We start from the raw sequence: 12,979 nt of genomic DNA, 5'->3' as shown, positions 1-12,979 counted from the left end.
ACGCATGTTTCACCTCGAATATAGCAGAAACTTAGGGTCTACTAACCTAACAAACTATCATTGTTCGCGCAGAGGCGAGAGATAGTTACCGCTATTACGCCCCCAAAAAATCTCTGAACGAAAGCTGGGAATTTCCTGGATTAACGCTTAGAGAAACTTTAACCGTAGAATATTTCGGTAACAACAGTGTCACCTCCCCAACACACCGGGAAGTGGCACTTTTTTATGCGGGCTCGGAACCCCGGCGCCCGCCCCGACTATGAGTATCTACGGATTTTCACGAATGTCTTCTGAGAACACCGCGGCTCCCCAGAGCCCCAAGGCAGAAGCCAAGGGCGCACTGGACCGTTACTTCAAGATCACTGAGCGAGGCTCCACCATCGCCGCAGAATTCCGCGGCGGCCTCGCCACCTTCTTCGCGATGAGCTACATCGTCGTGCTGAACCCCCTCATTATCGGCCTCGGCAAGGACGCATCCGGCAACGCGCTCGGCGTACCGCAGGTCGCAGCAATGACCGCACTGGTCGCAGGCGTCATGACCATCCTCATGGGCGTCATCGCCAAGCAGCCCTTCGCCATGGCAGCAGGCCTCGGCGTGAACGCGCTGCTGGCAACCACCATCGCCTCCACCCCCGGACTGACCTGGCCCGCCATCATGGGCCTCGTCGTATGGGCTGGTGTGCTGATGACCATCCTCGTGCTGACCGGCTTCCGCACCGCAGTGTTCAACGCGGTCCCCGAATCGCTCAAGGTCGCAATCGTCGTCGGTATCGGCTTCTTCATTGCCTTCATCGGCCTCGTCAACGCGGGTATCATCCGCCGCATGCCCGACGCAGCAGGCACCACCGTGCCCGTCTCCTTCGGCGTGAGCGGCCACCTGCTCGGCTGGCCCACCCTGGTCTTCCTCTTCGGCCTGTTCCTCACCATTGCGCTGTTCATCCGCAACGTGAAGGGTGCCATCCTCTACGGCGTGCTCGCCTCCACCGCCCTCTCCATCATCCTGGAGAAGGTCGTGCCCTCCGGCAGCTCGGTTAAGTCCCCCACCGGCTGGTCCCTGAACGTCCCCGTCTGGGACTCCAACACCAGCAAGCTGCCCGACTTCTCCCTGTTCGGCTCCGCTGACCTGTTCGCTGCCTTCGGCACCCTCGGCGGCATGGCAGCTGTTCTGCTGATCTTCACCATCCTCATCTCCGCGTTCTTCGACGCAATGGGCACCTCCGTCGGTCTCGCAACCGAAGCAGGCACCATCAAGGACGGCCAGATCGAGAACGTCGACAAGGTCCTGCTCGTGGACGCCCTCGGCTCCGTAGCCGGCGGTGGCACCTCCTCCTCCGCAAGCCAGATCTTCGTGGAGTCCGCAACCGGTATCGGCGCGGGCGCACGCACCGGCTTCGCGAACGTCGTCACCGGCGCACTGTTCCTCGTCGCGATCTTCCTGTCCCCGCTGGTCACCATCGTGCCCTTCGAAGCTGTTGCACCCGCAATGGTGTTCGTTGGCTTCCTGATGATCCGCCAGGCAGTGAACATCGACTGGAACGACTGGGGTCTGGGTATCCCCGCGTTCATGACCATCATCTTCATGCCGCTGGCATACTCCATCGCAGACGGTATCGGCGCAGGCTTCCTGTCCTACGTCTTCATCCGCCTGGTGCAGGGTCGCGGCAAGGAAGTTCACTGGCTCATGTACGTGGTTTCCGCAGTGTTCCTCATCTTCTTCGCTAACGGCCTGATTACCGGCTGGATGCACTAAATACATCGGGTGCCCCCACCCTCCCATGTGGAGGCGCTGGCACCATCAGGGCGGGGTATCGGCACCTTTGGGGTGCCGGTACCCCGCCCTGCGCTATTCTTCCCTCTACCCCAGCTACCCAATTCTGGTTGCAGGGGTCGGGGAAACACCACATCACCGACTGAACCGCCGCACACAACGCGTTTCAACGGCACAAGCTAAGCGGCGGCGCCTACAATAGTTGAACCATTGTGGCGCCCAACCCGGGACTTACCCGCGAGCTTCACCCGCGAAACCGGCGGCGCAACAGTACACACCGAACAACATCAACGGATCCTCACATGTCTGAACCCCAGAAGGCGGCAGCGCCCACCAGCGCACTCGACCGCTACTTCAAGATTTCCGAACGCGGCTCCTCCATCGCCGCAGAATTCCGCGGTGGCCTCGCCGCATTCTTCGCCATGAGCTACATCGTGGTGCTGAACCCTCTCGTCATCGGCCTCGGCAAGGACGCATCCGAACGCACCCTCGGTATCGCACCCGTCGCAGCTGTGACCGCACTGGTTGCCGGCGTGATGACCATCCTCATGGGTGTTATCGCCAAGCAGCCCTTCGCCATGGCGGCTGGCCTGGGCGTGAACGCGCTGCTCGCCTCCACCATTGCCACCACCCCGAACCTGACCTGGGCAGACATCATGGGCCTGGTCGTTCTTGCCGGTCTGATTATGACCGTTCTGGTGCTCACCGGCTTCCGTACCGCGGTGTTTGAGGCGGTCCCCGAGTCGCTCAAGACCGCGATTGTGGTTGGTATCGGCTTCTTCATTTCCTTTATCGGTCTGGTCGACTCCGGCATTATCCGCCGCATGCCTGACGCAGCTGGCACCACCGTTCCGGTGAGCCTCGGCGCGGGCGGTCACCTGCTCGGCTGGCCCACCCTCGTCTTCCTCTTCGGCTTGTTCTTCACCATCGCCCTGTTCATCCGTAACGTGAAGGGGGCGATCCTGTGGGGCGTGCTCGCCTCCACCGCACTGTCCCTGATTCTGGAGGCGGTTGTCCCCTCCGGTTCCGTGAAGGAGGCGGCAACCGGTTGGTCCCTGAACGTGCCTTCCCTGGCGGACATGAAGTTCACCACCCCGAACTTCTCCCTCATCGGTTCCGCTGACCTGTTCGGCGCATTCACCCACATCGGTCCGCTGGCTGCTTCGCTGCTGGTGTTCACCATTCTGCTGTCCGTGTTCTTCGACGCGATGGGCGTTTCGGTGGGTCTTGCCGCCGAGGCTGGCACCATGAAGGACGGCAAGGTTGAGGACATCGACAAGGTCCTGCTCGTGGACGCTTTCGGTTCCGTTGTTGGTGGTGGAGCGTCCGGTTCGGCGAACCAGATTTTCGTGGAGTCCGCTACCGGTATTGGTGCGGGTGCACGCACCGGCTTTGCGAACATTGTGACCGGTGTGCTGTTCCTGCTGGCGATTTTCATTTCGCCGCTGGTCACCATCGTTCCTTTCGAGGCGGTTGCTCCGGCGCTGGTCGTGGTCGGCTTCCTGATGATCCGCCAGGCCGTGAATATTGACTGGACCGACTGGGGTCTGGGTATTCCGGCGTTCCTGACCATTATTTTCATGCCGCTGTCGTACTCGATTGCGAACGGTATTGGTGCCGGCTTCGTGGCGTACACTTTCATTCGCCTGGTGCAGGGCCGCGGTAAGGACGTGCACTGGCTGATGTACCTGGTGTCCGCGGTGTTCGTAATCTACTTCGGTATGGGCATCATTAACGGCTGGACTAGCTAAGTCCGACAGTCCCGATAGTTAGCCTCATTGAGAGGTGTCAACAAAGAATGGCAGAATCGTTCCGGTTTCGGAATGATTCTGCCATTTCTTCTATGCCCGCACTCTGCACGAGACAGGGGCAGGGAAAGTTACGAGATTTAGCGGACGTCTCCATCCAGATAGAACCAGGCGCCGCCCACCTTCTCAAAGCGCGACAGCTCATGCATGCTGCCCTTCACCCGCTCCTCCGCAGGAACGCCCGGCACCGAACGGTAATACGCAACGAACTCCACCGTACCGGACGCATCAAACGGGCCACCCGAAGCACCCAGAATATCTAGGCGATACCAGCGGATATCATCCTCCAAGTCCAGCGTCGCCGGGCGAGTACTCGGATGCCAGCTCGCCAGCAGGTACGCCGCATCGCCAGTCGCAAACGCGGTAAAACGCGAGCGCATCAGCTGCTCCGGCGCGGGAGCGGTCAACGTGCCGGAGGCGGCAAACTCGCCCAGGAACCTGCCGCAGCAGGCGCCGTACACCTCGCCGCTCGAGCAGGGGCAGCGGTCATCGTGGTTAAGTTCAACCTGGTTCAGTTCAGTCATGCCACCCAGTATAAAGAACGGGCCACGTCAAGAAGGCATCGCATCAAGAAAGCACAGCGCAAAGAAACGCCCGCTCCGCCGGGGATACAAATCCTCCAGCAGAACGGGCGTTCTTGTTTTCAATCGTTAAGTTTGAGCGAACCTACACGGCACGCTTCAGCGGCAACGCTTATTCAGCGATCGCGCGAGCCGGGGTGTCAGCAGCCGAAGGCTTGCCCACGTATGCGCCGCGGTACTTAGCAGCCGGGTGGGAGTCAGCAACCTTGGTGTGGCCCTTACCGAAGATGTTCTCACGCAGGGTGTTGCCTTCGTACTCGGTGCGGTAGCGGCCGCGCTTCTGCAGCTCGGGAACAACGTACTCGATGAAGTCCTCGAACGAACCCGGGGAGACGTGGTAAGCCAGGTTGATGCCGTCCAGGCCACCCTCGTCGATCCAGCGCTCAAGCTCGTCAGCAACCTGAACCGGGTCACCAACGATGACCTCGCCCATGCCGCCGAGGGTGGTGTGCTCAGCGATGGCCTTGCGGGTCCACTTCTTGTCCTTCGCCTGCAGGGTGAAGGGGGTCAGGAAGGACTGAATCGACTCGGTCTGCACGTAGTTCAGAACCTCGTCCTCGTCGAACTGGGACAGGTCAACGCCGGACCAGCCGCCGATGATAGCCTGTGCAGAGTCGAGGTTGATGTACTTCTTGTAATCCTCGTACTTTGCCTTTGCCTTCTCTTCGGTCTCATCCACGATGACGGAGAGCATTGCGAGGATCTTGACGTCGTCGCGGCTACGGCCCTGCTCCTCGGCAGCGGCACGGATACGGTCGGTCACAACGCGGGTCAGGTCGGGACGCAGGGCGCTGATGAACACAGCCTCAGCGTGCTTACCGGAGAACTGCTGGCCACGGCTGGATGCGCCAGCCTGGAAAATCACGGGGGTGCGCTGCGGGCTCGGCTCAGTCAGGGAGATGCCGGGTACGGAGAAGTACTTGCCCTTGTGACCAATCGGGTGGACCTTGGAGGGGTCAGCGTAGATGCCGCGCTCGCGGTCCTTGATGACTGCGCCGTCTTCCCAGGAGCCTTCCCACAGCTTGTAGCAGACGTCCAGGAACTCGTCGGCGATTTCGTAACGCTCGTCGTGCGGAATCTGGGTGGGCAGGCCCTGGTTCTCAGCAGCCGAAGGCAGGTAAGAGGTCACAACGTTGAAGCCGACGCGGCCCTCGGTGAGGTGGTCGAGGGAGGCGTAGCGGCGAGCCAGGGTGTAGGGCTGCTCGAAAGTAGCGGCAGCAGTCACGCCGAAGCCGAGGTGCTCGGTCACTGCGGCCATTGCAGAAATCTGGGTTGCGGGATCGTTCACGGGAACCTGAGCGGCACCCTCAATGGCGGGAGCGGCAGAGTTCTTGTACACGTCGTAGATACCAACAACGTCAGCGATGAACACGGCGTCAAACAGGCCGCGCTCAAGGGTCTTAGCCAGGTCAGTCCAGTACTTGATGGTGTTGTACTCGGTTGCACGGGAACTCGGGTGACGCCAGAGGTCGAAGCTCTGGTGACCGATGCAGGTCATTTCGAATGCGTTAACTACGATGCGCTTCTTCTGCTCAGCCATCGATTTTCCTTTCGCGAATGATCGGGGAGGATCGGGTTAGTGCCCTGCACCCCGCGCGCCGCCTCCTTTTTGCCTTCTGCGTTCGGTGGTGGCCTTCGTGCAGGTGGCGCGTTCGCGCCGTACTTGCCTCTTTTCATTGAGGCCAGATCATCATCTGGGGCACCCCGCTACGGGAGAGGGTTGCCGCCCGGCTAGCCAGAGCTTAGCGCCGGGACTCATGATCTCGTGGTTTGAGTGTACGGGGCACGCGGGAGGGAGGTCACGTTTGTGACGAAAAAATCTTTTTGTGACGTGGAACCGAAATATTTCGTGATAAATGCGAAATATACGGTCATAGAAATTCATACGCGCCCGCCGGGTTGATTGAGGCACACCACAGCCCATAGGGTGGGAGAAGCAAACCATCCAGAGCGACTGAGAGACCTGGCTCCACGACGTCGCAGCAACCGGCACGGATTCTTCCGCCCCCGGTGCTAACGCCAGGAACGATGGAAGTGACATGACACTCAACAGTGCAGTAACTGACGTACCCACCAGTGAAAAGAACGGCCGCCGTGCCGTATCCACCGCCGCCGTCCCCTTGAGCTTTGAAGACGTCGGACAATCTTTCCCCGTGCCCGGCGGAACCCACGAAGTTCTTCGCGGAGTCTCCTTCACCGCAGCCCCCGGCGAGATTATCTCCGTCATCGGCTCCTCCGGATGCGGCAAATCCACCCTCCTGCGTGCAGCAGCAGGACTGAACCGCATCACCGCAGGTACCGTGCGTATCGGCGAGAAGGCAGTGACCGGCCTCGACCCCCGCGTAGCTATCGGCTTTCAGGAACCGCGCCTGCTCCCCTGGCGCACCGTCGCCGACAACGTGGCGCTCGGGCTGCCGCAGGGCACCAAAAAATCTGAAGGCGCAGCATCCGTAGCGCGCCTGCTCGACCTGGTCGGACTGGGCGAATACGCAACCCACCGTCCCAAGGAAATTTCAGGCGGTATGGCTCAGCGCGTGTCCCTGGCGCGAGCGCTCGCACGCAACCCCGGCGTGCTACTGCTCGACGAGCCCTTCGGTGCTCTGGACGCGCTGACCCGCATCAACATGCAGGATTTGCTGTTGGACGTGCACCGTCAAGACCCGACCACGATTCTGCTGGTCACCCACGATGTGGAAGAGGCGCTGTACCTCTCTGACCGGGTGATTGTCCTCGGTAAGGACACCCCGGAGGCGCCCGCCACCATCCAGCGCATTGTGACCGTTGACCGCTCTCACCCGCGTGACCGCGCCGATGCAGAGATCACGGCGCTGCGCAGCGAACTGCTGGCTGAGCTCGGCGTGGAAGATAACGCCTAAAGCCGCCACGAAACACATTTCTTACACATCACATCATCATCTTCAGAAGCGAAAAGATTTCATCATGACTTACTCCCCGTCTCGCCGTACCGCCCTCAAGTCCCTTGCCGCAGCCGCCGCTTTTGCTACTCTGCTCAGCGCCTGCGCCGGTGAAGGTTCCGGTTCCGCTAACGCCTCCGGTGCTGCCGGTGGTGGCAATCAGAACACCGTGACCATTGACTACGCGACCTACAACCCGCTGTCCCTGATTATCCGCAAGAAGGGTTGGCTTGAGACCGCCCTCGCCGCCGAGGGTAAGAAGGTTGAGTGGGTCAAGTCGGCCGGTTCGAACAAGGCGAATGAGGCGCTGCGTAGCGGCAATATTGATGTTGGCTCGACCGCCGGTTCGGCGGCGCTGCTGGCACGCGCTAATGGCTCCCCCATCAAGGTCATTAGCCTCTACTCGCAGCCGGAATGGTCGGCACTGGTGACCCGCAAGGATTCGGGCATCACCAAGGTTGCGGACCTGAAGGGTAAGACCGTTGCCGTGACCAAGGGTACCGACCCGTACTTCCTGCTGCTGCAGGCACTCAAGCAGGAGGGTATTTCCGCTTCGGACCTGACCATTCAGAACCTGCAGCACGCCGACGGCCGCACCGCCCTGGATAACGGTCAGGTCAACGCGTGGAGCGGCCTGGACCCGATCATGGCTGCCGCCGAGGTGGAAAGCGGCGACGTGCTCTTCTACCGCAACCTGAACTTCAACACCTACGGCTTCCTGAACGCCACCGAGAAGTTCATTCAGTCCAACCCGACCGCCGCACAGACCATCGTGGACGTGTACGAGTACGCTCGCGCCTGGGCTAAGAAGAACCCCGAAGAGGCTGTGAAGATTGTCGAGGAGGAGTCCGGCATTAAGCACGAGACCGCCCAGGTCGTTATGGAGCGCACCCACCTGGATATCGACCCGGTTCCGGGCGCTAAGCAGGTTGAGGTTCTCAAGGGTGTCGGCCCGATTCTGGTTGAGTCCGGCGACGTTCCCTCCCAGTCCGACGTGGACAAGGCACTGAACAGCATTGTGGACGACCAGTTCGCAAAGAAGGCTGACAGCGCAGCCGTCGAGAAGATCGCAAAGGTGGTTGAGAAGTAATGACCGCCGCAACGATTACCGCCGCCTCCAGCGCTCGCGCTGAGCGTGCCGAGAAGCGTGTCTCTTCCGTGAAGCTGCCGTCGAACCCGTTCGCCGGTAAGCAGTACCTGGGCCTGATTCTTCCCCTGGCGCTGATTGCCCTCTGGTACATTCTGAGCACGAACGGCGTGTTCACCCAGGTTCAGCTGCCCTCCCCCGACCGTGTGGTCAGCGCCGGTGTTGAGCTGGCGCAGCGCGGCGAGTTGGGCCGTCACGTGGCGATTTCTACTCAGCGTGTGCTGATTGGTTTCGGTATTGGTGCCGTGCTCGGCCTGGTGCTGGGTGCGCTGATTGGACTGTCTGCGCCGGTGCGTCTGATTGCCGCACCGACCATTGGTGCGTTGCGTGCCGTGCCGTCCCTGGCGTGGGTTCCGCTGCTTCTGCTGTGGATCGGTATCGGCGAGAATTCCAAGGTGACCCTGGTTGCTATTGGTGCATTCTTCCCGGTGTACACCACGGTTTCTGCGGCTCTGGCGCACGTTGACCCCAAGCTTGTGGAGGCGGCACGCGCCTTCGGTCTGAAGGGTCTGCGCCTGTTCACCACGGTTCAGCTTCCCGCGGTTCTGCCGTCGGTCGTTTCGGGTCTGCGTCTGGCGCTGGCTCAGGCGTGGCTGTTCCTGGTCGCCGCCGAGCTGCTGGGTGCATCCATGGGCCTGGGTTACCTGCTGACCGACTCGCAGAACAACGGCCGCACCGACCGCCTGCTGCTCGCCATCGTGGCGCTGGCGGTGCTCGGTAAGATTACCGACGCCCTGGTGGGTGTTTTCGAGCGCTGGGTGAAGGCAAAGTACCCCAGCAACTAATAGAGAAGGCTCGGCGTTCACGCTGAGTTTTAGGAGAGATGTCCGCCGCGTGGCTGCTCCCCGAAGGTGAGCTAATCATCGCTACGCGCCGGAGAAAGAAGTCGGCGGGGAAACCTGTCGCCTACTGAATGATGATGATGAATCCCGCCCCGCGCCCCACAGCAGTGAGCGCGGGGCGGGGTCTTTAAATATTTCGGAATATTACGAACCGATACACAGCATGCCGAATATGACGGTCCCCTTTGCGTCCACCCCCTCCGGCGCGCTTTACTAAGAAGGCAAACCATCCAGAGCGACCGAGAGACCTGGCTCCGTGACGTCGCAGCAACCCCCTCGCCAACGCACACACAGACCCCACGGTCACACAGACAGCGGCACGGCAAGCAAGGGTGCTAATGCCAGCAACCGATGGGAGAATAATGGGACTGCCCACCCCCTACTCGTTCACCGACCCGCTGAACCCCACCCCGAACCCCGCCCTCGAATCTGACGAGGCACGCGTCGCGTTCTGGGAGAAGCAGGCGCAGCGACTCACCTGGGCTGAGCCCTGGCACACCGCGCACCGCTTCGAGAAGCCGAAGTCCCTCGGCTTCGACGAGGACGGCATCGAACAGTTCAGCATCCCCGAAATTAAGTGGTTCGAGGGCGGTAAGCTCAACGTCGCCTACAACTGCGTGGACCGCCACGTGGAGGCGGGCCGCGGAGACAAGGTCGCCCTCTACTTTGAAGGTGAACCCGGCGACCGCGAAGCCATCACCTACGCCGAGCTGCAGCGCCGCATCGCGAAGGCAGCGAACGGCCTGCTGTCCCTGGGCGTGCGCAAGGGTGACCGCGTAGTCATCTACCTGCCCGTCATTCCCGAAACCATTATTTTCACCCTGGCCTGCGCGCGTATTGGCGCGATCCACTCCCTCGTCTTCGGTGGCTTCTCCGCTGAGGCGCTGAAGTTCCGTGTGGAAGACACCGGCGCGAAGGTCCTCATCACCACCGACGGTCAGAACCGCCGCGGCAAGGTCGTTCCCGTGAAGGTGAACGCCGACGAAGCATGCTCCGGTGAGAACAATATTGAGCACGTTATCGTGGTGGACCGCACCAGCGCCTCCGACCCGGTAGCGCACGCCGCTGTGCCGTGGACTGAGGGCCGCGACGTCTGGTACCACGACCTGGTGGACGACCAGCCGGACACCCACGCCTACGAACTGCACGACGCCGAAGATCCGCTGTTCATTATTTACACCTCCGGCACCACCGGTAAGCCCAAGGGCCTGGTGCACACCATGGCTGGATACCTGGTGCAGACCGCGTACACCCACGCGCTGCTGTACGATCTGCTGCCGGATTACGTGGACGAGAACGGCGTGCTGCGCCCCGACGAGCTGTCGGCCGTCAACGACCCCGAGAAGGTGGAGTCCACCGTTCACTGGTGCACCGCCGACCTCGCCTGGGTCACCGCGCACACCTACGAAATTTACGGCCCGCTGGTCAACGGTGTCTCCGAGGTGATTTACGAGGGCACCCCGAACACCCCGCACTACGGTCGCCACTTCGAGGTCATCGAACGCTACGGCGTGACCAACTACTACACCGCGCCGACCCTGATTCGCTCCCTCATGGGTGCGTTCCCGAACGGCCCGGAGCCCGGCAAGTACGACTTCTCGACCGTGCGTCTGCTCGGTTCGGTGGGTGAATCCATTAACCCGGAGGCGTGGCGCTGGCTGCGTCAGCACGTGGGCGGCGGCACCGCGGCGTTCATCGACACCTGGTGGCAGTCTGAAACCGGTTCGACCGTGTGCTCCCCGCGCCCGCACGACCCCGCATTCGCGCCCGAGGGCACCTACCCGGAGGGCACCCCGCACTGCACTCCCCTGCCCGGTTGCGCTACCCGCGCCGTTCCCGGCGTATCCACCCGCGTGGTGGATGAGCACGGCGACCCGGTCGAACCCGGCAAGCAGGGCTTCATCGTGGTCGATAAGATTGGCCCCTCGATGGCTCGTACCGTGTGGCAGAACCCGCAGCGTTTCCTGGATTCCTATTGGCGTCACTACGGCGAGCGCGGCTGGTTCCTCGCTGGCGACGGCGCGAAGGAAGACGAAGAGGGTAACGTGTACATCCTCGGCCGTATTGATGACGTGATTAACATTTCGGGTCACCGCCTGTCCACCATTGAGATTGAGTCGGCACTGGTGACTCACCCGGCTGTGGTTGAGGCTGGCGTCTGCCCCGTGGAGGATGAGCTGACCGGTCACCAGGCGGTTGCCTACGTGACGCTCACCGATGAGGGTAAGGACCTGACTGAGGATGAGTTGAAGGCAGCGCTGACCGCGCACGTGCGTGAGCACATTGGCCCGATTGCTAAGCCGAAGGATGTTGTGGCAGTTGCTGATATCCCGAAGACTCGTTCGGGTAAGATTACTCGCCGTCTGCTTGGTGAGCTGTACCAGGGCCGTTCTTTGGGCGATGTTTCTTCGCTGCAGAACGAGGAGGCGCTGGGCCACATTGCGCAGGTGCTGGTGGATACCGGCCGCGTGAGCTAGGATGTCTAGGCTCCACTGCTGGTCTGAACGCTGAGCCGAAAAGCTGCATAGAGTAAAGGTGCGGATACCGAATGATGATTCGGTATCCGCACCTTGCTATTTTACCGAGCTGACAAGGCTCTTTATCGGCGGTGTGCAGACCGGTCAGATTCCGACCAGTCAGCCTACTTAATCAGGCCCAGCGAACGAGCGTGTTCAGCGGTAATGCCGCTCGGCTCAATGTGCTCGGGGCCCTTGTCCTTCTCCGGGTTTTCGGTCGCCTGGAAGCGGATCATCTTCATATCGTTTGCGGCGCCCAGGTTCGTGATCATGCCGTCACCGTTGAGGTCCACGGACACCGGCTCGGTATCAATCTTGCCGTTGCCGTTGAAGTCAATCGGCTGGTTGGCGGGCTTGCCCTTGTACAGGAAGCCAGCCGCGCGAGGACCGAAGCCGCGCGCCTCGTACAGCTTCGCCTCGTTGAGCATGCGGTACTCGGCGGTGGAGTAGCCGAAGTAGCGGCTACCGTCAGCCATAGGCACGCCGGTGAGGGTGTACTGGTAGTTCATGACGCTGTAGTAGTTGGGCTTGTAGTTGATTTCGTCCCAGCCGCCGTGGCTCAGGGCGAGGTTGTGGCCGAGCTCGTGCACGAACACTGCCACGCGGATGTCGCTGGTTGCCTTGCCCCAGAAGTGCGGGCCGACGGTGACCATGAGGTTGCGGCCGCCGAAGTTAGCAATGCCGGAGGAGGTGCTGTTGTCGTAGTAATCGCCCCAGATGACGTAGTGGAAGGTGCCTTCGCGGGCGGGGTTGAACTTACCTTCGGTCGCCTTGATGCGGTGGAGCGCCTTGAATTCGCTGTCGAGTGCCTGGTAGCTGATTTCGTTGCCGCCGCCCAGGTTGTACTTGGCGCTGCGGGCGCTACCGGCGTCCAGGTGGATGTTCACGCCGTGGGTGCCGTCGGGGTTGCGCAGGGGCAGGTCGGCGTAAATCTTGGTGATGCGGTCCAGTTCGTCTTCGCTGGGCAGCAGGCCTGCCATGTAGTCCATCTCTACGAAGATGTCCTTGTGCTTGGGGTCTGCACCCATTGCGGGGAAGTCGACGTCGATTTTGCCGTCGCCGTCAGCGTCGTAGCCCTTCATCTCCCAGGTGTTGGGGATGCCGTCGCCGTCGATGTCGGGGCTGTAGGCGTTTGCTGCGGGGGCTGCGATAGTGCCCAGGCAGAGCACTGCGAGGGAGGCAAGCGTGACGCGTGCACTCTTCATAAATGCCATGTTGTGTTCCTTAAGTGTGTGGTGACCGGTGGTGTTTCTGTGGAATTTTCCGGGAGGGCGTTCTCCACGGTTTCCATGATGCTCCCATTTCACCCGTTAGGTGAGCTGGGTGCCGCAATGTACATACATTGAAGTAAAAGTTGAGATAATTTTGAAGATGAGCTGAATTACATTAGAGTATCAGTAAT

General features: G+C 61.2%; 9 protein-coding genes and 2 riboswitches. Of the genes, 6 read left to right on the top strand and 3 right to left on the bottom strand.

From position 1 onward, the window contains the following. The first annotated feature begins 283 nt into the window (after positions 1-283). Positions 284-1,750 carry an NCS2 family permease gene (locus HMPREF2894_RS03450; protein ID WP_070677818.1) on the top strand — a complete coding sequence of 489 codons (1,467 nt, stop codon included), beginning with the start codon at positions 284-286 and terminating at the stop codon, positions 1,748-1,750. A gap of 320 nt (positions 1,751-2,070) precedes the next feature. Continuing rightward, positions 2,071-3,519 carry an NCS2 family permease gene (locus HMPREF2894_RS03445; protein ID WP_070677816.1) on the top strand — a complete coding sequence of 483 codons (1,449 nt, stop codon included), beginning with the start codon at positions 2,071-2,073 and terminating at the stop codon, positions 3,517-3,519. Between the two features lie 137 nt (positions 3,520-3,656). Here the strand turns inward: HMPREF2894_RS03445 and HMPREF2894_RS03440 are convergent, their stop codons facing one another. Continuing rightward, complete coding sequence (locus tag HMPREF2894_RS03440; protein WP_070677815.1) at positions 3,657-4,100, bottom strand: YchJ family protein; 444 nt, start codon at positions 4,098-4,100, stop codon at positions 3,657-3,659. A 169-nt stretch (positions 4,101-4,269) separates the two neighbouring features. Further along, positions 4,270-5,697 carry an LLM class flavin-dependent oxidoreductase gene (locus tag HMPREF2894_RS03435; protein WP_070677813.1) on the bottom strand — a complete coding sequence of 476 codons (1,428 nt, stop codon included), beginning with the start codon at positions 5,695-5,697 and terminating at the stop codon, positions 4,270-4,272. A gap of 114 nt (positions 5,698-5,811) precedes the next feature. Further along, positions 5,812-5,920: riboswitch (SAM riboswitch) on the bottom strand. Positions 5,921-6,095: 175 nt separating this feature from the next. Continuing rightward, positions 6,096-6,192: riboswitch (SAM riboswitch) on the top strand. 4 nt (positions 6,193-6,196) lie between these two features. On the opposite strand from HMPREF2894_RS03435, the gene HMPREF2894_RS03430 reads away from it, so the two are divergent. From HMPREF2894_RS03430 to HMPREF2894_RS03415, 4 genes are all read left to right on the top strand, one after another. After that, positions 6,197-7,033 (top strand): ABC transporter ATP-binding protein, encoded by an 837-nt coding sequence (locus HMPREF2894_RS03430; RefSeq protein WP_049327389.1) that lies wholly within the window; start codon positions 6,197-6,199, stop codon positions 7,031-7,033. 64 nt (positions 7,034-7,097) lie between these two features. Then, positions 7,098-8,162, top strand: coding sequence for an aliphatic sulfonate ABC transporter substrate-binding protein (locus tag HMPREF2894_RS03425; RefSeq protein WP_044150835.1), 1,065 nt, complete (start codon positions 7,098-7,100; stop codon positions 8,160-8,162). Then, positions 8,162-9,004 (top strand): ABC transporter permease, encoded by an 843-nt coding sequence (locus HMPREF2894_RS03420; protein WP_049350468.1) that lies wholly within the window; start codon positions 8,162-8,164, stop codon positions 9,002-9,004. The genes HMPREF2894_RS03425 and HMPREF2894_RS03420 overlap by 1 nt, the downstream gene beginning before the upstream one ends. 419 nt (positions 9,005-9,423) lie before the next feature. After that, complete coding sequence (locus tag HMPREF2894_RS03415) at positions 9,424-11,538, top strand: AMP-binding protein (protein ID WP_070677811.1); 2,115 nt, start codon at positions 9,424-9,426, stop codon at positions 11,536-11,538. A 164-nt stretch (positions 11,539-11,702) separates the two neighbouring features. Here the strand turns inward: HMPREF2894_RS03415 and HMPREF2894_RS03410 are convergent, their stop codons facing one another. Continuing rightward, positions 11,703-12,791 carry a C4-dicarboxylate ABC transporter substrate-binding protein gene (locus HMPREF2894_RS03410; RefSeq protein ID WP_070677809.1) on the bottom strand — a complete coding sequence of 363 codons (1,089 nt, stop codon included), beginning with the start codon at positions 12,789-12,791 and terminating at the stop codon, positions 11,703-11,705. Between the last annotated feature and the right edge of the window lie 188 nt (positions 12,792-12,979).

Origin of the sequence: Rothia sp. HMSC066G02 (genome assembly GCF_001813145.1) — a bacterium.
In the GTDB taxonomy this organism is placed as follows: Bacteria; Actinomycetota; Actinomycetes; order Actinomycetales; family Micrococcaceae; genus Rothia.
This window is presented reverse-complemented; position numbering and strand designations above follow the sequence as displayed.